At 46.6% G+C, this 25,035-nt stretch carries 18 protein-coding genes; 9 read left to right on the top strand and 9 right to left on the bottom strand.

What is annotated here, in order from left to right; all coding sequences use genetic code 11:
• Positions 1-113 precede the first annotated feature (113 nt).
• Positions 114-1,490, top strand: coding sequence for a tRNA uridine-5-carboxymethylaminomethyl(34) synthesis GTPase MnmE (gene mnmE / locus ACOMHB_RS00675; protein ID WP_448215090.1), 1,377 nt, complete (start codon positions 114-116; stop codon positions 1,488-1,490).
• Positions 1,491-1,509: 19 nt separating this feature from the next.
• Here mnmE and ACOMHB_RS00670 read toward each other — a convergent pair whose 3' ends face one another.
• The 8 genes from ACOMHB_RS00670 to ACOMHB_RS00635 form a co-directional block, all read right to left on the bottom strand.
• Complete coding sequence (locus ACOMHB_RS00670; protein ID WP_448215089.1) at positions 1,510-2,394, bottom strand: sterol desaturase family protein; 885 nt, start codon at positions 2,392-2,394, stop codon at positions 1,510-1,512.
• 86 nt (positions 2,395-2,480) lie between these two features.
• Entirely contained in the window at positions 2,481-2,921 is a 441-nt protein-coding gene (locus ACOMHB_RS00665) for a DUF1499 domain-containing protein (protein WP_448215088.1), read from the bottom strand.
• Positions 2,922-3,025: 104 nt separating this feature from the next.
• On the bottom strand, positions 3,026-3,625 hold the full coding sequence (locus tag ACOMHB_RS00660) for a nucleotidyltransferase family protein (RefSeq protein WP_448215087.1): 600 nt from the start codon (positions 3,623-3,625) through the stop codon (positions 3,026-3,028).
• Complete coding sequence (locus tag ACOMHB_RS00655; RefSeq protein WP_448215086.1) at positions 3,612-4,613, bottom strand: XdhC family protein; 1,002 nt, start codon at positions 4,611-4,613, stop codon at positions 3,612-3,614. Before ACOMHB_RS00655 ends, ACOMHB_RS00660 begins: the two co-directional genes overlap by 14 nt.
• Before the next feature lie 71 nt (positions 4,614-4,684).
• Positions 4,685-6,946 (bottom strand): xanthine dehydrogenase family protein molybdopterin-binding subunit, encoded by a 2,262-nt coding sequence (locus ACOMHB_RS00650; RefSeq protein ID WP_448215085.1) that lies wholly within the window; start codon positions 6,944-6,946, stop codon positions 4,685-4,687.
• Positions 6,943-7,482, bottom strand: a complete 540-nt coding sequence (locus ACOMHB_RS00645) for a (2Fe-2S)-binding protein (RefSeq protein WP_448215084.1) — start codon at positions 7,480-7,482, stop codon at positions 6,943-6,945. The genes ACOMHB_RS00650 and ACOMHB_RS00645 overlap by 4 nt, the downstream gene beginning before the upstream one ends.
• Positions 7,483-7,832: 350 nt before the next feature.
• On the bottom strand, positions 7,833-8,891 hold the full coding sequence (locus ACOMHB_RS00640; RefSeq protein WP_448215083.1) for an ABC transporter ATP-binding protein: 1,059 nt from the start codon (positions 8,889-8,891) through the stop codon (positions 7,833-7,835).
• Positions 8,888-10,606 carry an ABC transporter permease gene (locus tag ACOMHB_RS00635; protein WP_448215082.1) on the bottom strand — a complete coding sequence of 573 codons (1,719 nt, stop codon included), beginning with the start codon at positions 10,604-10,606 and terminating at the stop codon, positions 8,888-8,890. The genes ACOMHB_RS00640 and ACOMHB_RS00635 overlap by 4 nt, the downstream gene beginning before the upstream one ends.
• Before the next feature lie 184 nt (positions 10,607-10,790).
• Between ACOMHB_RS00635 and ACOMHB_RS00630 the strand changes: the two genes are divergently transcribed.
• The 3 genes from ACOMHB_RS00630 (at position 10,791) to ACOMHB_RS00620 (ending at position 17,150) form a co-directional block, all read left to right on the top strand.
• Complete coding sequence (locus ACOMHB_RS00630) at positions 10,791-11,063, top strand: type II toxin-antitoxin system Phd/YefM family antitoxin (RefSeq protein WP_448215081.1); 273 nt, start codon at positions 10,791-10,793, stop codon at positions 11,061-11,063.
• A 412-nt stretch (positions 11,064-11,475) separates the two neighbouring features.
• Positions 11,476-13,992: an ATP-binding protein gene (locus ACOMHB_RS00625; protein WP_448215080.1), complete on the top strand. Its 2,517-nt coding sequence runs from the start codon at positions 11,476-11,478 to the stop codon at positions 13,990-13,992.
• A 557-nt stretch (positions 13,993-14,549) separates the two neighbouring features.
• Positions 14,550-17,150: an ATP-binding protein gene (locus ACOMHB_RS00620; RefSeq protein ID WP_448215079.1), complete on the top strand. Its 2,601-nt coding sequence runs from the start codon at positions 14,550-14,552 to the stop codon at positions 17,148-17,150.
• A gap of 275 nt (positions 17,151-17,425) precedes the next feature.
• Here ACOMHB_RS00620 and ACOMHB_RS00615 read toward each other — a convergent pair whose 3' ends face one another.
• Positions 17,426-18,397 carry a Fe(3+) ABC transporter substrate-binding protein gene (locus ACOMHB_RS00615; RefSeq protein WP_422136044.1) on the bottom strand — a complete coding sequence of 324 codons (972 nt, stop codon included), beginning with the start codon at positions 18,395-18,397 and terminating at the stop codon, positions 17,426-17,428.
• 1,037 nt (positions 18,398-19,434) lie between these two features.
• Between ACOMHB_RS00615 and mnmG the strand changes: the two genes are divergently transcribed.
• The 5 genes from mnmG to ACOMHB_RS00590 all read left to right on the top strand — a co-directional run bounded on the left by mnmG (position 19,435) and on the right by ACOMHB_RS00590 (position 24,718).
• Positions 19,435-21,309 carry a tRNA uridine-5-carboxymethylaminomethyl(34) synthesis enzyme MnmG gene (gene mnmG, locus ACOMHB_RS00610; RefSeq protein ID WP_448218585.1) on the top strand — a complete coding sequence of 625 codons (1,875 nt, stop codon included), beginning with the start codon at positions 19,435-19,437 and terminating at the stop codon, positions 21,307-21,309.
• 678 nt (positions 21,310-21,987) lie between these two features.
• Positions 21,988-22,632, top strand: a complete 645-nt coding sequence (gene rsmG / locus ACOMHB_RS00605) for a 16S rRNA (guanine(527)-N(7))-methyltransferase RsmG (RefSeq protein WP_422136043.1) — start codon at positions 21,988-21,990, stop codon at positions 22,630-22,632.
• A 52-nt stretch (positions 22,633-22,684) separates the two neighbouring features.
• On the top strand, positions 22,685-23,491 hold the full coding sequence (locus ACOMHB_RS00600; RefSeq protein ID WP_448215078.1) for a ParA family protein: 807 nt from the start codon (positions 22,685-22,687) through the stop codon (positions 23,489-23,491).
• Positions 23,491-24,393 carry a ParB/RepB/Spo0J family partition protein gene (locus ACOMHB_RS00595; protein ID WP_448215077.1) on the top strand — a complete coding sequence of 301 codons (903 nt, stop codon included), beginning with the start codon at positions 23,491-23,493 and terminating at the stop codon, positions 24,391-24,393. Before ACOMHB_RS00600 ends, ACOMHB_RS00595 begins: the two co-directional genes overlap by 1 nt.
• A 136-nt stretch (positions 24,394-24,529) precedes the next feature.
• Positions 24,530-24,718, top strand: coding sequence for a hypothetical protein (locus ACOMHB_RS00590; protein WP_448215076.1), 189 nt, complete (start codon positions 24,530-24,532; stop codon positions 24,716-24,718).
• Positions 24,719-25,035: the final 317 nt, after the last annotated feature.

Below are 25,035 nucleotides of genomic sequence, written 5' to 3'. Positions count from 1 at the left end.
TCTAAAAAAACGGACCGCAATGGTCCGTTTTTTTAGATCCATGACGGCCATGGCACCAGCAGCCACCTTAGATTAGACTAATCATTTTTCTCATTTCTCAGCCAGTAATTGCTATGTCCGATCTCAGTGCACTCCATAAAGACACTATTGCCGCTCAGGCAACCGCTCCCGGAAGAGGTGGGGTGGGGATTATCAGGGTCTCAGGCCCTGAAGCTTTGTGGGTTGCCAGAGAGGTTCTGAAAATGGAGCCCAAGCCTCGTTACGCTCATTACGGTCCTTTTTACGATGAGCAGGATGAGGTTCTGGACGAAGGACTGGCTCTTTACTTTCCTAATCCAAATTCATTTACTGGAGAGGATGTCATAGAGTTCCAGGGACATGGTGGTCCTGTCATTTTGGACTTACTGTTGAAAAGAATTAATGCCCTTGGGGTCAGGCTGGCCAATCCCGGAGAGTTTTCCGAAAGAGCCTTTCTGAATGACAAGATGGATCTGGCGCAGGCTGAGGCCATCGCAGATCTGATCGACAGTACTTCAGAACAGGCAGCCAGATCGGCATTAAGATCGCTGCAAGGCGCTTTCTCCAGGAGAGTCAACGAACTGGTCGAGTCCCTGATTGAACTGAGAATTTACGTTGAAGCCGCCATCGACTTTCCAGAAGAAGAGATTGATTTCCTGGCCGACGGCAAAGTGGCAGGCGATCTCAAAACCATCATCAGCCATCTTGCCCTGGTCATGAGAGAAGCGGATCAGGGGGCCATTCAGCGTGAAGGTATGACCGTAGTGATTGCCGGACGTCCCAATGCCGGTAAATCCAGCCTTTTGAATGCGTTATCAGGACGGGAGTCAGCTATTGTAACGGACATTGCCGGTACCACCCGTGATGTCCTCAGGGAACACATCAATATCGATGGTATGCCCTTGCATGTCATTGATACCGCCGGTCTGCGAGAGACAGATGATAAAGTCGAACAGATTGGTGTAGAACGTGCCTTCAGGGAAATAGAAGACGCTGATAGAGTACTCCTGATGGTGGACGGATCAACCACTGACGCAACCGATCCTCACGACATATGGCCTGAGTTTGTTGATCGACTGCCTTCCAGAGAAAAGCTCACTGTGATCCGTAACAAGATTGACCTGACAGGCGAACAGGCAGGCATAGAGGACGTTGAAGGGGTCCCCCTGATCAGGGCCTGTGCCATGAGAGAACACGGCCTGGACGCTCTCAGAGAGCATCTGAAAGCCTGTATGGGCTATGAGGGCGCCATGGAGGGTGGTTTTTCTGCCCGGCGCAGACATCTGGATGCGCTGCGAAGAGCAGAGGAGTTTCTGGATAACGGTCAGAAGCAGCTTGTATACATGGGGGCAGGTGAACTTCTGGCTGAAGACTTGCGACATGCCCAGAAGGCCTTGGGCGAGATCACCGGCGAGTTCTCCAGCGATGACTTGCTGGGCAGGATTTTCTCCTCGTTCTGTATTGGCAAGTAAGTGAATGCAGAGGTTCAGTTTACTTTTTTAACCTTTGCTCTGAAGTTTCAGGCTTTGCCTCTGCGGGTTTATCACCTGGTGGAGCAAGAAAGATCTTCAGACGCTGTGTTGGTGTCAGGTGTTTGCCTTTTGCTTCTCTGAACATATCCCGCCATTCAGAAAAGGTAACAGTCAGAGGGTTATAGCTGTTGACAGGCTTACTGACCCCGTAGCGCACAGTTTCTACTTCTGGTTCAAAGGTACCGAATAGCTTATCCCAGACGATCAGAACACCGGCATAGTTTTTATCAATGTAATGAGAGTTAATACCGTGGTGAACCCGATGATGGGACGGTGTGTTAAAAATAAGCTCGAACTTGCCAAGACTGCGAACCCACTGGGTATGGACAAAGAACTGAAGCCCTAAGTTAAGCAACACTGCAAAGATAACCCATTTAGGCTCAAAACCAATGATGACCAAAGGAACCCAAAACAGCCACATACCGGCAATTGGGTACATCAGGCTTTGACGAAACGCGGTGCTGAAATTCATTCTCTGCGAACTATGATGTGCGACATGGGCTGCCCACATCCAGCGTATCCTGTGGCTGGCGCGATGAAACCAGTAGTAGCAGAAATCCTGTAAGATCAGCAAAGCGACAAAGGTAGCAGCGTTCATTTCAATCTCTAGTAACTTCCAGCCAAAAAGCCAGAAATAGAGTTTGACGATCACCAGACCTGTAACGATATCTGCCAGCTGATGCATACCTGCTAATGAGAAATTACACAGTACTTCTGGCAGTTTATAGGCGGAGTTTTCCGGTAGTATTCCGCCCCTTTGGCCGATGAAATATTCTGCCAACATTAAACCGATAAACAGCGGAGCCAGCAGCATCAGCAACCATTCGGGATGGTCAATAATCATTTGAAATCCCATCTCCTGTTTTCGTCAATAATGGTTAACATCTGGCAAAATGATCTTTGGTTAGTCTGGGTACGTTGCCAAATAAATTAATGCTCTTTTGGCGCTTTAAGAGAGGCTTTCAGGTTGTCGAGCCAGAGCGTAATTCTTTTCTTGTTCGCGCCAAGATCGGAGTAACCATAATGTGAGCGAGAGTAAATGGCCAGTGTGCTGGTATCTTCCCCCTGACTATAAAAACGTACGGTAATGGTATCCGGATAGCCCATGAAAGGGGTTCTCTGGACATAGTCGACTTGCTGACCATCATCACTGGTGCGCAACACTTCTAACTTATCCTGACTTTGGGCAAGGTCTGAAAACCGCTCTTGCAGCTCTGTGACACTGACGTTCAGAACAGGGCTGATCTGATGGGGCTCTGCTAAAAAATTGCCTTCTGGCAAAACCAGATATTGATTAGGCTTTTCGTGCAGTTTTAATGTTTCAAAATCAATGACCCGGTCATCAATCGCTGTGAAAAGGAAGTCCAACATCAGATTTTCTCCGAATCAGTTTTCAGGGCGTCAGTATGACGGATCTGAGTGGAGCCTGAAAGGCCCCTGTATGTGTTAAATCTCCCTAAGCTCATTTCAGGGCCTCAAGCATAATCAATATCCCTGATCACACCTTCGTCAGAAGTTTCCAGCAAAATCGGTTTGTGGATTTTGAGAATAGATTTAGCACCTTCATCACCACTGAGCAATGTTAAATCAGATTGCAGAAAAGCCGGAAATAAAACGGGATGAGCAGGGACGGGATCTGAATCTTCAGATTGATAGATTGGCCTGATGATTTTCTTGTACTCATTGTTTTTAAAGCTTTTTATGAGCTGCCTGTAGGTGTCAAATTCAATGTAAGGCATATCTCCCAGGCAGAGAAGGATGTTTTGATCTTCAGGAATATTGTTAATAGCTATAACAATGGATGAGCTCATACCTCTTTCAAAGTCAGGGTTTTCAGTGTAAGCAAGACCGTATTTGTCTAATGAATGTTTAAGAATGTCATCCTGAGGCCTGACGATCACTAAAACCTGATTAACATGGGGCTGGACATTCAACGCACTAAGAATGGCCATTGGGATGCCGTTAATCTCATGCATCATTTTATGGCCATTAAATCGCGAGCCTTTGCCTGCAGCTAAGATAACCGCTGTTATTTTCTCGCAAGGGTTGAATTTTTCGATGTTAGCTGATGTCACAGGCGGTCGTCTGACTTATTTGATCTTCTTTCTTTTCCAGCGCCTTACCAGGCTGTATGCCATTTTTAATGGCAGTGATTTCAGCAAGAATAGAAAGTGCAATTTCTGCGGGGGATTTACTACCGATATTTAATCCAACCGGGCCATGGAGCTGGTTAACCTCAGCATCACTGAAATCAAAGTGCTCCCTGAGTCGTCTGCGACGCTCCTGATTGTTGAGTCTTGAGCCAAGAGCACCAACATAGAATGCATCGCTTTTTAATGCCGTTAGTAAGGCCATGTCATCTACTTTCGGGTCGTGGGTTACTGCGACAATGGCAGTGCGGACATCGACATTTAAATCCTGAATGACATCATCGGGAAAGCCTTTTAATAACGGCAAGTCTTTTAAGGGCCAGTTGCTTCGGTAATCAGGTCTTGGATCGCTAACCAAAACTTCAAATCCAAGGCCTTGTGCAAATTCAGCCAGATATCGGCCGGTTTCACCGGCACCAATCACCATTAATCGCCAGGTTGGTCCAAAGACGTTTTGCCAGTGGGTTTGTGACAACTCTGGTTCCTGTTGCTTCCAGGGCGTATAAATGACTTGACCCGTTTCAAGGCTCACTTTTCTTAAGCAGGTTTTTCTCGCTTCAATGTGATCAACAAGCAATTTAACGTCTGCCATTTCATTGAGAGGCTCTGCCATGAGTTCCAGGGTCCCTCCGCAAGGTAATCCGAATCGGTGACGTTCTTCAGCAGTTTCTCCGTACATGATTTTTTGCACGAATCTGACAGGGTTTTGGGCTAGCTGTGCAATTAAATCTTCTTCAACACATCCGCCACTGACGCTTCCAAAAAAGCGACCAGAAGAACTTACCGCTAAAAGGGAACCTACCGGTCGGGGGGAGGTGCCCCAGGTTTTAGCGACACTGACCAGGGAGATTTCATCACCCTGTTCAAGACAAGATAAACAACCTTTCAGAACCTCTAATTGTGAACCTTGCATATTGAACCTTTGCTTATTCATTCCGGGCAGGATTCCGTCCCTCGTGATGTTGAGGGACCAAGCTCGACAAATTAACTGAGTTTAAGAGGCAAGCTTCTTAAACGATTACCTGTTGCTGCAAAGATGGCATTGCCTACAGCCGCTGCAATTGGCGGCAGGCCTGGTTCACCTACACCGCTTGGTGCTTCATCACTGTCAACGATGACCACATCAATTTCTGGTGATTCATGCATTCGCAGTATCGGGTAATCATGGAAGTTACTTTGAACCACTGCACCGTCTTTGAGTGTGATCTCTCCGTAAAGAGCAGCGGTTAAGCCAAATAAGATGCCACTTTCCATTTGTTGGATAACTATTTCGGGGTTAACCGCCAGACCGCAATCTACCACACAAGTCACTTTGTGAACTTTGATCTGGCCGTTGTTCACAGATACCTGTGCGATTTCTGTCACATATGACAGGAACGAAGTATGAGCTGCTACGCCATGATAATGACCTTCTGGTAAAGGTTTTCCCCAGCCCGCTTTGTCGGCAGCAATTTTTAGAGTGTTCGCCAATCGAGGATTATTTTTCAGGTGTTTAAGGCGATAGGCGACAGGATCCTGTTTTTGCAAAATGGCGATTTCATCCATCATGCTTTCTTTAAAGAAACCACTGAATGAGTGACCAACACTTCGCCAGAAACCTATGGGTAGTCCCGGATCAACCGTGACATGGTCAACGGATTTATGGTCGGCATCATAGTCTTCGAATAAGCCTTCTACTGAAGTAGGATCTACCGTCCAGCCATCAAACAGGCCATAACCGGCTTTACTGATCCAGTCGACCATACCGTCAGGCAGGAATGCTGGCATCATGGCATCGGCCAGTTCATCCATGGTATAAGGTATGACGTTTGCACCAGAGCGCTTAACGTTCCAGCTGTCAATATTACCGTCTTTATCTAAGCCAACTTGAAACTTAGCCAGAGTCGCAGGGCGATAATAGTCGTGTTTTGTATCATCTTCGCGACTCCAGATCAGTTGCACTGGCAGGCCTGATGCCTTGGCTATGGAAACGGCTTCGGCAACAAAGTCGCTTGATATACGACGTCCGAATCCTCCCCCGAGGAATGTACTATGAATCGTGACATCATCTTTTGCTACATCACCATAAAAAGCACCCAGTTTGGCGGCAATTCCGGGGTTTTGGCTTCCTGTCCAAATGTCTAATTTGTCACCCGTGAATTTCGCAGTGCAATTCATGGGTTCCATGGTGGCATGAGCCAGGAAAGGGGCCCAGTATTCTCCAGATACAACGGTGTCGGAAGTTTTTAAGGCATTGCGACCCTCTCCTTCTTCGTGTGCATTATCCGCTTCATCGCTATCCAAAGCTTCTTTAAAGAGTTGTTTACCGTTACCTGCTTCAGTGGCAGCGCTGGAAAAGTTTGAAAGGGTTTCAGGTAATTCCCACTGCACGTCTAACAGAGGTAAGGCCGCTTTTGCCTGATAGTAATGATCAGCAACCACTGCTACACCGTTGAAGATTCTGACAACAGCTTTTACGCCGGGCATGCTTTTCACTTTGCTGTCATCAAAGCTTTTCACAGTGCCACCAAATACCGGGCAACGCTTTAACACAGCCCGGTGCAGGCCCTCAAATTCTACATCCAAACCAAATTCCGCCAAGCCTGTGCTTTTTGCTACAGCATCAAGACGTTTTGAGTATTTACCAATATATTTGAAGTCTGCTCTTTTCTTGATGGGTGTTTCTTCAGGAAGGCTCAATTGAGAAGCCGCTTCGCTGAATGCACCGTAAGGTAGCTTTTTACCTTTGGCTACAATCATTCCATTATCAGTTTGAATTTGATCAACTGACAAATGAAGTACCTTTGCTGCAGCTTGTCGAATAACCATACGAACATTTGCCGCCATTTGGCGAAGCGGAATGAAATGAGTACGAATACTGTTGCTGCCACCTGTTAGTTGCAGCCCATATTCCGGGTTTGCATATTCTTCGCAGGCGCCAACCTGTTTAACCTTGATTTTATCTGGATGAACGTCGAGTTCTTCTGCCAGCACTGTGGTCAGGCCTGTGAATACGCCCTGTCCCATTTCCGAGCGGGGAAGATAAAAATAGATTTCATTATTGCCGGTAATTTGCAGCAAAGCATTGGGTTGCAGATCACCGTTCATAGTATTCGGGGATTTATTGCTGGCACAGGCAGCCAGGGGAATTCCAACGACCAGACCGCCACCAATAATGCCCAGTTTTTTAAGAAAGCTACGGCGGGAGCTGTTTTCTAATGTCTGATCGTTTGTCGTTAGCAATTTGTTTTGTTCAGTGACACTCATGATTGCACTTCCTGTGTTTCCAGTGAAGAAGTTGCCCTTGGATCAAACAGTTGCACGGCGTGCAAACGGCCTTTGCCATTTCTTAAATCTGCTGCTGCATTTTTGATGGCTTTTTTCACATTAGGATAAGTACCGCAGCGGCATAGGTTGCCGCTCATGGCGTTGTCGATGTCACTGTCACTGGGGTTTTTATTCTGGCTTAGTAATGCGGTAGCACTGATGATTTGCCCACTCTGACAATAGCCACATTGTGGAACACCGGCTTCTACCCAGGCGTTCTGTAAAGTGGACATCATTTCTGGATTACCAATGCCTTCAATGGTGGTTATATTTCTATTGGCCACAGCCTGAACGGGCATAATGCAGGTTCGGGAACTCACACCATCGATTAACATGCTGCAGGCACCACATAAGCCCATACCGCAACCGAATTTTGTACCTTTCATTTTTAAATGTTCGCGAACCACCCAAAGCAAGGGTGTATCGCCCGGTGCGTCTACATTGACTGTTTGTCCATTGAGTTTAAAGCTAATCACTTGTCCCACCCGGCTGTGCCAGTTTCTTATCTGGCTCATAAGTTTTGATAGACTTTGAGCCATTTATTATCTTTGTGGTTTACAGAAACCAATTTATATCCGTCGTTTATACTGCTTAAACAATTGTCTCGGCAGCCCGGCGAAAGTGGTATCAGTTGTGGGTCATTATACGGAACTCTACCCACAAACATAGTGGGAAATCTGGTCACATTTTCAAAGACGACAATGGCCTGACAGAGAGAGCGGGCATGAATGGTTCATAGAAGCAGTTCGGATCAGCCTGACAACCTGATTTTGTTTTCAGGATACTCAGGCTTGGCTGCAGCGGGTAAAACATAAACTCTGAAGCATCAGATTGAATCCCCTTTCTTATCAAACAGAAGCAGGTCGTGAGGTCTTACCGAAATATCCACAGGTGTGCTTTCCGGGAACGGGGTTGAGTTTTCCACAACCAGAACATTTTCTTTCAGCTTAACCTCGGTCCTTAATCGGGTTCCCATAAACTGCTGGCTTTTGATCTGGGCAGGATTCACCGGTTTTTCGCACCGACACCTTTCAATCGAAAACATTTGTGGGCGGATAAACAGCTCCGCAGTCTGACCGGGGTCTGCTGAAATATCAGTGGATGACTCAACGACACCGACTGGTGTTGAAACAGTACGACTGTTTATTACTTCACAGGGCAGGAGATTGCCAGACCCCATAAACTCTGCCACAAAACGAGATGCCGGGCGATTATAGACGTCGAAAGAGTGACCTCGTTGCAGAATATTGCCGTTGTGCATAATGGCAACGGAATCGGCAAAGGCAAAACCTTCATCACGATTATGGGTGACAAACAGTCCAGTGACTTTCTGTTGCTTGAGAATATCCCTGACCTCCCTCACCAGTTTCTGTCTTACCTGACTGTCAATATTGGAAAAAGGTTCATCCAGCAACAACAAGGAAGGGTTGTTAGCCAGGGCTCTGGCAATGGCAACACGTTGCTGCTGGCCGCCAGAAAGTTCATGTGGATAGCGCTTGTCCAGGCCAGAAAGGTTGACCAGCTCCAGCATGGCTTCCACACGCTTACGGGCATCTCTGCGGGAAAGGTTTTTCAAACCAAAAGCAATATTTTGAAACACGTTCAGATGAGGGAACAGAGCGTAGTCCTGAAAGATCATCCCCATTCCACGCTGTTCCGGGGGCAGTGTTCCATGGACTGAAGTGACGACCTGACCGTGCAGGGAAATGGTCCCTGAAAAAGGCTGAAGAAGACCTGAAATGGCTTTTAAAAGTGTGGTTTTACCGCAGCCGCTTCGACCCAGCAGGCAAACAATTTCTCCCTGTTCTACCTCAAGGCTCAGGTTAGAGAGTACTTCTGTCTGTTCATAACGGCAGCTCAGGCCAGCAATAGTCAGGGCGGTCATTTTTGTTCTGCCTCCAGCGAACGGTTCAGAAGTATCAGTGGTATCAGCCCGGCCAGTACCATTATCAATGCTGCCAGAGCAGCCTCTTCCAGTCTTTCATCGGAAACAAACTGGAAAACCCGGGTAGCCAGTGACTCAAAGCCAAAAGGTCTTAAAAGGAGAGTCGCCGGCAGCTCTTTCATGGATTCGATAAAAACCAGCAGAAATCCGGTCAACAAGCCTTTGCGAATCATGGGAATATGAACGCGTCTCACCATTTCTGAAGGCTTGCATCCCAGTGTTCGGCTGGCCATATCCAGAGACGGGGAAACTCTTCCCAGGCTGGATTCAACACTGCCAACGGCCACGGCAGAGAAACGAACGGTATAGGCGAAAACAAGCGCAAATATCGAGCCACTGAAAATAAGGCCAACGGGCGGTAACTCAAAGGCCATAATCAAATCATTCAAAACGTGGTCAGACAGGGTTAATGGGGTTAACACCGCTATCGCCAGAACATTTCCGGGAAAGGCATATCCGCTAGAAACCAACCGGGAAGGAATATTGGCAAAGCGACTGCCCTGAAGGCGCTGATACAGTCCCAGAAATAAGGCGACCAGTGTTGCAGATGTGGCTGCGGTTAATGAAACCTTCAAACTGTTGAAGCTGTAAGTCAGCCATTCCTGGTTCCAGGAATCACTGAAATATCGGAAAACGTAATCCAGCAAAATAGCAGCAGGTAGAAGAAAGCCCAATATGACCAGCATCCAGCACCAGAACAAGGCCAGGGCCTTTTTCCAACCCCTCAAAACGGAGGCTTTCCTGTGGTCCTGCCCGGTGCTTTTCTGGTACAGCTGTTGTCTCCTGCGACTGAAGCTTTCCAGTGAGATCAGCAGCATCACTGCAACCAGCATGATAGCTGAAAGTTTGGCAGCGGCATTCAAACTGCCATAACCCAGCCAGGTATCATAGACAGCTGTCGTGAGAGTCGGTACAGCAAAGTAATCAACCGTGGCAAAATCACCCAGTGTTTCGATACCCATGAGGGCAAGGCCGGTGACAATAGCCGGTCTGGCCATGGGGATTGAGACCCTCAGAAAACTGGAAACAGGAGAGCATCCGAGCAACCGGCTGGCAAGCATCTGACTCTGGGAATGTTCAAGAAATGCGGTTCTGGCCAGTAGATAAAGGTAAGGATAAAGCACTAGCGCCAGAATGATGACTGCGCCACCCAGACTGCGAATATCCGGGAAAAAATAATCCGCAGCACTCTGCCAACCCGTTAAATCCCTCAGCAGTCTTTGTACAGGGCCTGCGTATTCCAGCAGGTCTGTATAGATATAGGCGACCACGTAAGAGGGCATGGCCAGAGGCAGTACCAGAAGCCATTGCAGATAACGTTTACCGGGAATTTCACAGTTTGCCATGATCCAGGCTGCAGGAAGGGCAAGGATCAAACCCAGAATACCGACACCCAGGATCAACAGTACGGTGTTGAGGATATAAGTGCCCAGCACAGTATTTCGCAGATGAGCAAAAATCTCACCGCTAGGCGCCGAGGCTTCATAGACCAGAGCCAAAAACGGAGTAAAAAGCAGAAGAGCCAGCAACCAGCTGCCAGCTCTCCAGAAAATCGAAAGGCCTTGTCTTGAATATGACTTATCAATACCACGCTGCAAAGAGAGTGGTGATAAGTCATTTTCCTGTGTTTCTAAGGCGGTAAGCACCTGTTTCATGAAAGTCTGTTTAAATATCTGTCCGAGCTCTGCCAAGCGGTCAATTTTACAGAAAACGGAATGAATATCAGTAAAATTTGCATCTCTCTTTCAAACAGCAACGCAATTAGGCGTAGACTTGCCTTTTAAATGCCTGCTCTCAATTGTGTACGTTAATACCGCACACCAAAGGTAGAGGTAATTTATGAAAAGTGTCAGCGTTAATCAGTTCAGGGATAACCTGAAAAGTTTTGTAGAGAAGGTTGTGGGCAACAGCACTCAGCTTAAGGTCACTCGGCGCGGTGGAGAAGACTTTGTAGTGCTCAGTGCTGATGACTGGGAGCGGGAACAAGAGACCCTTTATGTGCTGCAGAATAGTAGCTTGATGCGGCAGATTGCAGACTCACAGAGTACACATAGCCAGGGTGAGGGCTATCAGCCAAGTGAGGAGGATATCAGTGAGATCATTGGTCTTTGAGGGTAATCCGTCATTCCCGGCTTCATTCTCGTCATTCCCGCGAAGGCGGGAATCCACACTGACTCTCCACCAGAACCATACTGCCCGGTGTCCCCCTGGCCTTGTCATCCCCGAGAAGGCAGAGATCCACCGTTGGCGATGGATTCCCGCCTTCGCTGCAGGTTCCTGTTTCACAGTTCGTTGCTCAGGGAACAAGCGGAGCCGCCCTGGCTTGGTTCTCGCATAAAAGTAGTGAACTAAATCATTTCCTTTCTGTCTAAATACTAGGGCGATAGTACAAGTTACGGATAATTTACCCCTTCTCTTGAGATTGCCTTTAGAACTGTCATGAAGCATTAAATTTGCAAGGCAAATGAGCTAACCACAAGGACGGTATTAACAACAGCTACAACTTAATAAAGGACGATTAATTATGGATAATGTAAAAACTTTTGCTACCGGCTACGGCTATAGCTATAGGGATCTGCCCGGTGTAATAGCTGCTGAAAATAGCTCCCCCACCTCAAGAGCTGTAAAGCCCTCGCCAGTAAAAAATGGTGGTGAGATGAGCGTCGCTGACCACCCCAAAGAAATGACGGATTCAAGCGGGCAGACGCAGAGCCTGATGAAAAGGAAAATTGAAAATTCTAAAACTGCTGCAGACGGTGCAGTCATATCTGCACCAGGCTCAGAACAAAATCGTCCCTGCTCTGATAACCCTGACTTCCGATCTGATGATAATATTGTGGCAAATCATTTAGCATCTTTACGTCCGATAACTCCCTCTTACGAACGCTTCCCGGTAGGTGACAGTAGTAAGCCCATGGATGAACAATTTGCCAATAAAACGATTCATTGGCTCCAGCAACTTAACACATCATACGAAGAGCGGAGCTCAGTCATGACAAGATTTCGTGAAATACCTAATACATTGGTCATAACTTACACCTATTCGAGCAGTGGTATACCCAGTGCAACCTTTACGTACGATTCTTCTCGTGTGCCAGAATTGCTGGAAGAAAGAAAACGTCTGGGTGTTTATTATGGTGAGGATTATAAGGCCTACGAACTTCCCGAGCTGTCAAAAGCCAGCGGCCTGGGATTGCTCTCACTACCAAAATATTTTGATCATACTTGCAGATCCAGCTTTGTAGCAAAGGATAACGGGCGTACACCCAGTGAGTGTCTGAATGCTTTTTTTCATGGTCCTACCATTGCAGACTGTGCGACAACTATTCTGGCCTGTCAGTATCGAGCCATTGAATCGATCATTGGCACCGACGAATTCAACCGAATCTTTGGTGCACCGGTCTCAAAGTTCAGAATTTCCCGCACGATTATGTCGCATACCAGCAAAAACTCTTCTAACCTCGCGAATATTGCTGAAAAATTAGAACCGATCGACTTCAGCAACCCTATCTATAATCTGTTTCACGATCTTAACCGCATTGACGAAACCAGCCCTGATTCAACTGTCAGGGAACTGTCAGAACTGGATATCAAAAAGGGTGATCTCATCTACATTCAGGGCGTAGCGATCTATACGGAGAAACATAAAAGCGGTACTGCTATAGGTTTTAATCTGATATGCACCGGGCAAAACAGCAGTGGACAGAATCTCTATCTGGGGTTTGGTCCGGATAAATTTGATGAACCGAAAACCTACGACCAAGTCAAAAAAATACTGATTGATGGTTACAACAAACCACAGAGTCCTGAAACAATCCATGCAATTAAAAGGGGGAAAACGCATTATGCAGATCTGAAAGACAGTATTCTGCCCTATGACTTCCCTATTGTTGGTATCACTCGTGGGCTTCGCTTCAGTAATGAGCGATGGGAAGATTTTTTGTCGCAGTGCGATCAAGTCTGGCATTGCCAACCACTGTTGCCTGTCACATCGACTATGGAACCAAAGCCGGTGCATCAGGTTTCACCGTTCACCACTGAAAATCTTGATTCTGATTTTGATCAATTCAAAGCCGACTCAATACAGCAGAAACTGATGAAAGGTACGGCCCTGAAGTTCGCACACACTGTGATAAATAATCAGTGTGAAGCCTCGCATAAAAAGCCCATGGGACTATTCCTGAGTGGATCAGCGGGTATAGGAAAAACACATCTATGTACAGCGGTTGCCAAAAAAGCAGCCGAATATGGTGTTGACACCCTTTATATAGACGATTTTGCAGCAGTTACTCTGTACGAGGACTTAGAGGGTAATGAAACGCTATGGGCTGAAAAGATCGACGAAAAGCTTGCCGGAAAGGAATTGGTGGTCATCGATGATGCCAACGGCATAATTAGCAAAAAACTTCTGGCAAAAACAATGAGACATGTGATGACTCATAACAAAGCCATCATGGTCAGTTCAAATGTTCATATTCCTGCCAAAGATGCAACCCCTGGCATTATTGATCCCTTAACCAGGAAAGCTCATAACTTTCTTTACCTGAGCGATTTGCAGGGAGACAGTCACCGTTCCCAATGGTGGCACAGCCCTGAAGTTCAGGCGGCTGATGCAATATCGCAACTGGGTCAGTATCAAGGCCCCAGGGCGGCAGCAGTCATCACTGAGAAAGCTATATCGATAGACGAAATGGCCAGAATACTCAGTATTCCGGCAGAACAGATCCGCCAGGTGGGTCCCCCTCTCTTGCCCGGACTCCCACAAAAAACAAGCCCTGATTACGATCTAAGCGATTTATCCAAAACACAGCATCAGGCTGTTTTTATGGAGTGTGATGCTGCTGGTGGCTTAATTGAAAATGAGCAGTTCATAAATATTGTTCAGAGAGTACACGATGAAGGCTTAAAGCTGGTGGTTAAAACTGAAGACCGCTCATTATTGTTAAAAAATGTACTGAATTATTTAGAGAAAGATTTCAGTATTCGAAAGTACAGGATCCGTATTGCTGACCGACTCAAGCATATGTTCCAGGACTTTTAGGAATCCGGACTCTAGCAGCCTGTCGGACTTAAGCGTCCGTAGCGAGGATTGCAAGAAATTGAGGATAAAAATCTCTGTTTCTGAGGAGAATAGCGAGCTATTTGACGAAGAAACAGAGATTTTTAGACCAATTTATTGCAACCGCAGTAGGACAGTCTTAAGTCCGACAGGCTGCTAGAGTTGACTCGGGGCTCGGCCCGCAGAATTGCTTTTAGATTGGAAGCTAAGACGCCGAGGCCTCGACCAAAGTCAGTCATTAGCAGATTAAGAAGCCAGGCAGATCGTCGGATTTGAACTCACACCATGAAACGACCAGTCAGCTTTAATTACACAATTTAGTATATTAGGGTTCAAATTCATTTGAGCCCCCTTTAGCAGTGAACTAAATCATTTCCTTTCTGTCTAAATAAATAGAGCGATAGTACAAGATTCGGATAATTTACCCCTTCTTTTTAGATTGCCTGAAGTACTGTCATAAAGAATTAAACTTGCCAGGCAAATGAGCTAACCACAAGGACGGTATTAACAGTAGATACAACTTAAAAGGACGATTAATTATGGATAGTGTAACTTTTACTTCTACCGGCGATCAGCCCGCTGTACCTTTCCAATTAGGAAAAACAGAAAATAGCCCCACTTCCACCACTTCAGGTTCCACCTCAAGAAGTGTAAAGCCCTCGCCAGTAAAAAATGGTGGTGAGATAAGCGTCACTGACAACCCGAAAGAAAGGGTGGATTCAAGCGGGCAGACGCAGAGCCTGAGGAAAAGAATCATTGAAGAGTCTAAAACTGCCGCAAGCAGTACTGTTATATCTGCACAAGGTTCAAAACAATATCGTCCCTCCTCTAATGCCTCTGTCTCAAGAGCTGATGATGCTATTATGGCAATTCATTTCAAATCTTTAGACGTGATAACTCCCTCTTACAAACCCTTCCCGGTAAGTCACAGTAATAAGCCCATGGATGAACAATTTGCCAATAAAACGATTCATTGGCTCCAGCAACTTAACACATCATACGAAGAGCGGAGCTCAGTCATGACAAGTTTTTATGATCCAGTTCCGCCAATGAACGCAGATTTTACCCAATTGAGCAATAACTTTGTCAGGACAAGTTTTTATGATCGAGCTGCGTTTATGAGCACACTTTTTTCGAGCAATGGCCTTGTCAAGATAACCCACGTTGCTTCTCCTTCGCCAGAAGTGCAGGAAGCAAGAAAACGTCTGGGTGTTTTTTATGATGAGGATTATATGGACTATGAACTTCCCAGGCTGTCAAACGGTATTAACCTCGTACCGCACTCACTACCAGAATATTTTGATAGGAGTTATAGATCCAGTTTTGTAGCAAGGGATAACGGGCATACACCCAGTGAGTGTCTGAATGCTTTTTTTCATGGACCCACTATTGCAGACTGTGCGACAACCATGCTGGCCTGCCAGTATCGAGCCATTGAATCCATCATTGGCACCGACGAATTCAACCGGATCTTTGGTGCACCGGTGGCAAAGTTCAGAATTTCCCGCACAATTATGTCGCACACCAGCAAAAACCCTTTTAACTTCACGAGTAGTGCCGGATATTTAAAACCGATCGATGTCAGCAACCCTATCTATGATCTGTTTGACAATCTTATGCACATTAACGAAACCGGCACTTATTCAGCTGACAGGGAACTGTTAGAACGGGATATCAAAAAGGGCGATCTGATCTACATTATGGGTGTTATAAGCTACTCGAAGAAACATAAAATCGGTAATGCTACAGGTTTTAATCTGGTATGCACCGGGCAAAACAGCAGCGGACAGAATCTCTATCTGGGGTTTGGTCCGAATGAATTTGTTGAACCGAAAACCTACGACCAAGTCAAAAAAATACTGATTGATGGTTACAATAAACAACAGGGTCCTGAAACAATCCGTGCAATCGAAAAGGGGGAAACGCAGTATGCCCAGCTGAAAGACCATACCGTGCCCCATGACTACCCTATTGCTGGTATCACTTTTGCGCTTCGCTTCAGTAATGAGCGATGGGAATATTTTTTGTCGCAGTGCGATCAAGTCTGGCATTGCCAACCAGTGTTGCCTGTCACACCGACTATGGAACCAAAGCCGGTGCATCAGGTTTCACCGTTCACCATTGAAAATCTTGATTCTGATTTTGATCAATTCAAAGCCGACTCAAAACAGCAGAAACTGATGAAAGATACAGCCCTGAAGTTCGCACACGCTGTGATAAATAATCAGTATGAAGCCTCGCATAAAAAACCCATGGGACTATTCCTGAGCGGATCAGCGGGAATAGGAAAAACACATCTATGTACAGCGGTTGCCAAAAAAGCAGCCGAATATGGTGTTGACACCCTTTATATAGACGATTTAACAGCAGGTAATCTGTATAATGACTCAGAGGGTAATGAAACGCTATGGGCTGAAAAGATCAACGAAAAGCTTGCCGGAAAGGAATTGGTGGTCATCGATGATGCCAACGGCTTACTTAGCAAAAAACTTCTGGCAAAAACAATGAGACATGTGATGACTCATAACAAAGCCATCATGGTCAGTTCAAATGTTCATATTCCTGCCAAAGATGCAACCCCTGGCATTATTGATCCCTTAACCAGGAAAGCTCATAACTTTCTTTACCTGAGCAATTTGCAGAATGCCAGTCGCCGTTCCCAATGGTGGCGCAGTACTGAAGTTCATGCTGCTGATGCAATATCGCAACTGGCTCAGTATCACGGTGGCAAGGCGGCAGCAGTGATCACTGAGCGCGCTGTATCAATAGACGAAGTGGCCGGAATACTCAGTATTCCGGCAGATCAGATCCGCCAGGTGGGTTCCCCTCTTTTGCCCGGACTCCCACAAAAATTTAGTTCAGATTACTTTCTCAGCGATTTATCCAAAACACAGCATCAGGCTGTTTTTATGGAGTGTGATGCTGCTGGTGGTAAAATTGAAATTGAGCAGTTCACAAATATTGTTCAGAGAGTACACGATGAAGGCTTAAAGCTGGTGGTTAAAACCAAAGACCGCTCATTATTGTTAAAAAGTGTACTGAATTATTTAGAGGGTGACTCCTATATTAAAAATTACAGGCTCCGTATTGATGACCGACTCAAGCATATGTTCCGGGACTTTTCGGAATCCGGACTCTAGCAGCCTGTCGGACTTAAGACTGTCCTACTGCGGTTGCAATAAATTGGTCTAAAAATCTCTGTTTCTTCGTCAAATAGCTCGCTATTCTCCTCAGAAACAGAGATTTTTATCCTCAATTTCTTGCAATCCTCGCTACGGACGCTTAAGTCCGACAGGCTGCTAGCAGAATTGCTTTTACATCGAAAGATAAGGCGTCAAGGCCTCATAGACCAGAGTCAGAAGCAGAGAGCCAGCAAGCAGCCGCCGACTCTCCGGAAGGTCGAAAGGCCTTTTAATTACAGATCAAAACGGACTTCGTCTAACAGTTTCTGAGCGGTCGCATAGTTCTCTGCCAGCTTGTAAACAGGCAGATCGTCGGATTTGAACTCACCCCAGGAAGCAACCATTTTGGAAACCGGTACATCAGGATTTACAGGGTATTCCATGTTGACTTCAGCGAAGGTGGCCTGAGCTTTTTGACTGGCCAGGAATTCCATTAACTTAACGGCATTGTCTTTGTTGGGAGCGTATTTGGTCAGAACCATACCACTGACGTTGACGTGAGAGCCATTGCCTTTCTGATCAGGGAAGTTGATGTAAACGGACTCAGCCCATGGACGCTGTTCTTCATTGGTCATCATCTTGCCGAAGTAATAGCTGTTACCGATAGAGAGGTCGCAAACGCCTTCCGTGATAGCTTTTACCTGGGCACGGTCATTACCCTGAGGGCGACGGGCCAGGTTTTCCTTGAAACCTTCAAGCCATTCTTTAGTCGCTTCCTCACCATTGTGAGCGACATAAGCAGCAACGAGACCTACGTTATAGGCGTTTTTACCACTGCGTGTGCAGATTTTGCCTTTGTACTTTGGATCGGCCAGATCGTCGTAAGTGATGCCTTCCGGCTTCTCTGAACGTTTGGTGCTGTAGATATTTCTGACACGCTTGGTCAGGGCAAACCATTCACCCTCAGGGTCTCTATACTGGGCAGGAATGTCGTTATTGATTGATTGGCTGTCAACGGGCTGGCTGAGATCCTTTTCAACCAGATTCATCAGTCGGCTGATGTCTGTCGTCAATACCAGGTCAGCGGGGCTCAGTTTGCCTTCACGTTCGAGGCGCTCACTCAAACCTTTTTTGGCAAACACCATGTTGACTTCAATACCGGTGTCTTTGGTGAACTCTGCGAACAGAGGTTCAACCAGAAAAGGCTGACGATAGGAGTAAACATTAACCACTTCTGCGGCCAGGGAGATAGCAGATGCAGCCATAAGACCTGCTGCTAAGAGTGCTGAAGAGACTTTATTTTTCAACATGGACGACAACCGTATTTTTATAATATCAATCTAAATAGGAAACATTATCATTCGCGCATTCTACAGAAATTTCGTCTTATCGCCAGTTTTTATGAACATAAGTACTAACTTTTTTGTTCTATTCGCATACCATATTTCACAAATAGCATTCATTGATTTGGAATAGTTTTTGGAATGAAAGTTCAAAACATTGTTGTCAATCCACCCAACTAAAGAGCAGGACCAGGTTCTGGGTTGAGCGAATGCCCTTCCTTATGGTTGAGGTGTCCTTGAGCTTCCATAACACTCTGCGTCTTATCTGATCTTCTTTTTCTCCATCCCTTCAGAAATTATCAGTCTGCGAAAAACCTTCCGACTATTCGAAGTCGCTCATACCCTGTTGTGGATAAAAAATACCGCTTTATAAGTCTAAATACGCTTCAAACGCAGGTTTTATCAACCTTTCATTGGCGTGGTTCTGTTAGAAATGCCTTGTGGAAAGCTACATAGAGAAACTATTTATAGATACCGGGATAAGATATTGATAAATTTCGATTGTGGAAAAAGGCTCTTTTATCCACAAGAAAACTACACCTTAACCGAAAGATTCCAACAGTAGACTGACACACTTATTCATTTTTTAAAATATTGATATATATATACTTTTTTTGCTTATCCACAGAAAATACTCACACTATTTATAATAAAAATATCTAATAACACTACGTTAAAGACGGCTATTGTATTTGATGTTACTCACAGGTAAGGACCTCTAAAAGCAGTAGGAAGACGACATACAAGATTTCGGGCTTTACGACTGAACCCCTGGCTGATAAGGCACTATGCTTTACGCCAATAGGAACAGAGCCTTTAACTGAACGAGTCCTCAGCGGGAAAAACAGGCGGAAAGGCATTTGTCATGAAAGATGCATGTTGTGGACAAAAGAGCTGAGGTATAATCCGCCTCCTTTTTACCAGACCCATAAACGAACAAAGGTGATGTGACCTTGGCAGTGGACTTTCCAACCCGGTTTGATGTGATAGTGATTGGTGGTGGCCAGGCGGGCACAGAGGCTGCTCTTGCTTCTGCACGTATGGGTGTTAAAACACTCTTGTTGACCCATAACATCGAAACTCTGGGGATGATGTCCTGCAATCCTGCCATCGGTGGTATTGGCAAAAGTCACCTGGTGAAAGAAGTGGATGCCCTGGGTGGTGCCATGGGTCGGGCTACGGATTTGGCGGGTATTCAGTTTCGGGTTTTGAATGCACGAAAGGGGCCAGCTGTCAGAGCCACCCGTGCCCAGGCTGATCGGGCACTTTATAAAGAAGCGATCCGAAACATTCTGGAAAACCAGGACAACCTGTGGATATTCCAGCAATCCGCTGATGACCTGATGGTTGAACAGAGTCAGGTTACCGGTGTGGTAACCAACATGGGGGTTCGTTTCCTTGCAACCAGTGTGGTCCTGACTGCAGGAACTTTTCTGGGTGGACGAATTCATATTGGTCTGGAAAATCACAGCGGTGGCAGAGCTGGAGACCCTCCCTCTATAGCCTTGGCCAATCGATTGAGAGATCTTGATCTGGCCGTTGAGCGTCTGAAAACAGGGACGCCTGCCCGTATTGACGCCCGTTCTGTTGATTTTTCGATGATGGCAGAGCAACCGGGTGATACTCCGGTTCCGGTCATGTCCTATCTGGGCTCTGTCGAACAGCATCCCCGTCAGGTGTCTTGTTATATTACCCACACCAACGAACGGACCCATGAGATCATTCGTGGTGGTCTTGACCGTTCACCTATGTTTACCGGGGTGATTGAAGGTATTGGCCCAAGATACTGTCCTTCTATTGAAGACAAGATCACCCGCTTTGCCGACAAGTCTTCACACCAGGTATTCCTTGAGCCAGAAGGTCTGAATACCAATGAGCTCTACCCCAATGGGATTTCTACCAGTCTTCCCTTCGACGTTCAGGTCGATCTGGTGCGTTCCATCCCTGGTCTGGAAAATGCGCATATTACCCGTCCGGGTTATGCCATTGAATACGATTATTTTGACCCGAGAGGTTTGAAATATTCTCTTGAAACAAAAGCGATCGGTGGTTTGTTCTTTGCCGGGCAAATTAATGGCACTACTGGCTATGAAGAAGCTGCGGCCCAGGGACTGTTGGCTGGTTTAAATGCTGGACTGAGAGCGCAGGGTAAAGAGAGCTGGTGTCCTCGCAGGGACGAAGCCTACATTGGCGTTCTGGTGGACGATCTGATTACCAATGGCACCAGTGAACCCTATAGAATGTTTACCAGCCGTGCCGAATATCGTCTGATTCTGCGTGAAGATAATGCCGATTTGCGTCTGACAGAAAAAGGTCGTGAGCTGGGTCTGGTGGACGATGAGCGCTGGTCGGCATTCTGCGACAAAAAAGAGCGAATTGAGAAGGAACATGAACGCCTTCGGACCACATTCATTCATCCAGAGACCGAAGCTTCTGCAAAAATCGACAATAAGCTCTCCAAGCCCATCAGTCGTGAATACAGCCTGCAGGAACTACTGCGTCGTCCCGAGCTGACTTATGCGGATGTTGCCGCACTCTCCGGTGAACCGGAAGCTAATCCCCAAGTCTGTGAGCAGGTTGAAATTGCTACCAAATACGAAGGTTATATCCATCGCCAGACGGAAGAGATTGATCGTCTGCGCCGTTATGAGGGCACAAAGATTCCTGAGGCTCTGGATTACAGTGTGATCGAGGGGTTGTCTAATGAGCTGAAGCAGAAGCTTAATGATAACAGGCCTGAAACTCTGGGACGGGCTTCCCGAATTCAGGGGATGACGCCCGCAGCGGTTTCCTTGCTACTGATTCATCTTAAAAAACGCTCGATGGTTGCCTGATTTTGACCCGCTGACGCAGGCTTGACTTTCTGGTCGAGAAATCAAGCCTGCTTCGATTCGGGAATCGGTTACTTCTTTTCAGAGCCAAGTCACGGTATGACTGGCGCTTTGTTTTTAGAGGATTACGCGGAGCCACTCGTCCTTTTTTTACCGAATAGGGCGTGACGGGTTGAGTGATCAGAGTGGGTTTCCTGATATTCAGAGTCGATGGTGAAAAGTCAGTGATTAACTGAGTCTGCTCTCTAACAGTCAATCTGGTTTCTGACGGATCACCTGAGAAAAGATCAACCGCTGACTTAAGCCTGCTCAGAATAGTCTGTGAGAGTCGTTTGATTATTTTTTTCATAAGTTTGTTGATAACGCATTGTGTGACTTCGCAGAGAAATTAGTAGAGGCACAGCCAAGAGTTTATCATCACCATCTCTTGTCTGATCGACGATTTGTACTCCGACCTTTTCTTTAAACCTATCCGCCAAACCGGTTGTTCACCATCGAGAAGGTTTAATTTCAGCCTGCAAAGTCGCAAATCGGGTTCGATACTGTTTTTTTATCAATAAGACTATGAAAATTAACGTGCAATCAGAAGGTTATGAATTCGACTGAATCTGCTATTTGCAATACACTATCCATCAAGCCGTGAGGCTGTGAATCCATGTACCCTATCTGGACTGTTTCTTGATGTCTTTTCTGTCCTTACGTGAACGCATCTGCGAGGGAGCAGTTGCGCAATCTCTGATACTGGCGGACAGCCAGGCAGACTTGCTGACAGGTTATGTAGAGCTGCTTGCCAAATGGAACAAAGCTTATAATCTGACCGCCGTCAGGGATCCGCTGGAAATGGTGTCACGACACATACACGACAGCCTGAGTATTGCGCCCTTTATGGAAGGGGATCATCTGATGGACGTAGGTTCCGGGCCCGGTCTGCCAGGCATACCTATGGCGATCCTTAATCCAGAAAAGCACTACACCCTGTTGGACAGTAATGGTAAGAAAACCCGTTTTATGACTCAGGCCAAAACAGAGCTGGGTCTTGAAAATATCACAGTGGCGAATTGCCGGGTAGAATCCTTTGAGGCAATCCAGCCATTTGACGTTATTATGTCCAGAGCATTCAGTTCTCTGGCTGATATGGTGAATGGCAGCCACCATCTGATCAAGGCAGGTGGTAAGTTTCTGGCAATGAAAGGCCTGTTCCCGGAACAGGAACTGGTCGATCTGAAGCAGCTAAGACCAGAAATTTCCCTGCTGGAAAGCCATGCCCTTGACGTCCCGGGTTGTGAAGCACAGAGGCATCTGGTTATCCTGAAGGCTGACGTGTAATTTAAACAGACAGCTTTTCACAAACATAAAGACGATACGGTAGCAATTGGCAGTGGGAAAAATTCTTGCGGTAACGAACCAAAAAGGTGGGGTAGGAAAGACCACTTCCTGCATCAACCTGTCCGCCTCTCTGGTAGCGACCAAGCGAAAGGTGTTACTGGTTGATATGGACCCTCAGGGAAATGCCACGACGGGAAGTGGTATCAATAAACATGACCTGGAGTATTCCTCCTATCAGGTTCTGACCGGGCGATGCGCCATCGATCAGGCTATTGAGAACGCTGAAGATGCGGGCTACGACGTGGTTCCCACTAACGCTGACCTCACTGCCGCTGAAGTAGAGCTTATGTCGATGGAAGCCAGAGAAACCCGACTGAGAAGTGCTCTGGCTTCTGTCAGTGAACGCTATGACTATATTCTGATTGATTGCCCTCCGTCGCTTAATATGCTGACGCTGAATGCTCTGGTGGCTGCAGAAGGCGTTATTATCCCGATGCAGTGCGAATATTATGCGCTGGAGGGTTTAACTGCCCTGATGGAAACCATTACCGGTATCAGACAGACCATTAATCCGAAGCTCCATATTGAGGGGCTACTCAGGACTATGTACGACCCCCGAATGGGTTTGACCAACGAAGTATCCAGACAGCTGATTGGTCATTTTGGTGATCAGGTTTATCGTACCGTTATTCCACGGAATGTGCGTCTGGCTGAGGCCCCGAGCCATGGCAAACCAGTGCTGGCTTATGACCGAACCTCCAGGGGGGCGGTAGCTTACCTGGCGCTGGCGGGTGAGCTGGTTCGCAGACAAGAGGCTCTTAACAAGGGGCTCAAGACTGAAAGGAAGACAGGGACCTGATGGCTAAAAAACGTCTTGGCACCAATTTAAGTGCATTGATGGGAGGCGCTAACCTCTCATCATCGGTTTCCGATGAACTAACCAACCCGACAGAAACGCCTGAAGGCGAAACACTTCAGAATAAGGAACTTAAAGAGATTCCTGTCGAGTTTATGGTGCGTGGCAAATATCAGCCGCGTCGGGATATGCATCCGGATGCGCTGGAAGAACTGGCTGAAAGTATCAAAGCCCAGGGCATCATGCAGCCTATTGTGGTTCGTCCTCTGTCCCGGAATCGTTATGAAATCATTGCCGGAGAACGTCGCTGGAGAGCCGCACAGCTGGCTGGTCTGGCGGAGGTACCAGCCTTGGTTCGGGATGTTCCTGACGAAGCAGCCATAGCGATGTCTCTGATTGAGAACATTCAGCGGGAAGATCTTAATCCCATTGAAGAAGCCATTGCGCTGTCCCGCTTGCAGAAAGAGTTTGAACTGACGCAGCAGGAAGTGGCTGAGGCCGTGGGTAAATCCAGAGCAGCAGTAGCCAACATCTTACGTCTGATGTCTTTGAGTTCTGACGTGAAGAAAATGCTGGAATACGGTGACCTGGAGATGGGTCACGCCCGGGCTCTGTTGCCCCTGTCTGATATGGAGCAGCTGGAAGCCGCAAGAACGGTTGTGGCCAAAGGACTCTCAGTTCGCCAGACAGAAGCTCTGGTGCGTCGCATGGTGCAGGAAAAAGAACAGGGCAAGAAAAAAACCTCGATGAAAATAGATCCTGACATCAAGCGTCTGGAAGATGACTTATCGGATCGTGTCGGAGCCAGGGTTGCCATTACTCATAACGCCAAAGGCAAGGGAAAGCTGGTGATTTCCTACAATAGCCTGGATGAACTGGACGGGGTTCTGGCGCATATTCAATAAGTGTCCGATACCCAATAAACACTAGGCAGGTTGTTCGCAAAACCCTGATACCAGCGTGATTGTCAATTAACCTGCCCGTTTTGTGGCGATAATATTGCAGGTACCGGAGAGGCGTTTGTTGCTTTCGCTTCCCCGGATGAAAACCGTCAGATTTTGGCAGATTGTATTAGCCGAAGGAAAAGGTCAGGCTGTTCCCGGTGCCAACAATAATTGGGGCATTGCTCCCATCACTAGCAAGATAGACCTGAATGTGACAGTTGAAACGGCTCCCGGCAAAAAAGAGAAGTTATTACAGGTAAAAAAACGGCTGCATAAAGCAGCCTAATACCTTGTCGTACACTGGTCAGCTTGGAAAAAGCTATCGGATTTTGTCCTGATGATCACGGGTTTAAAGAAACAAAATCCGACACCATTTTCACAGCATCGATTAATACATTACCAGCTGCTGATAATAGATATTTTGTACATTTATTTTATCTTGTTGTGTTTTATTCTGATCCCTCTTATAGCTGCTTATCTTTCAATGTCGGAGGTTGAAGGTAGCGGCTATTTATAGCGCTTGATGATGGTGAACGAATTATAGAGTTCTGAAAGTCTTTCTGGATAATCAATAAAATTACAGGCGCATATAAGTCAAACTTA

The organism is Endozoicomonas sp. 2B-B, assembly GCF_053470045.1.
This window is presented reverse-complemented; position numbering and strand designations above follow the sequence as displayed.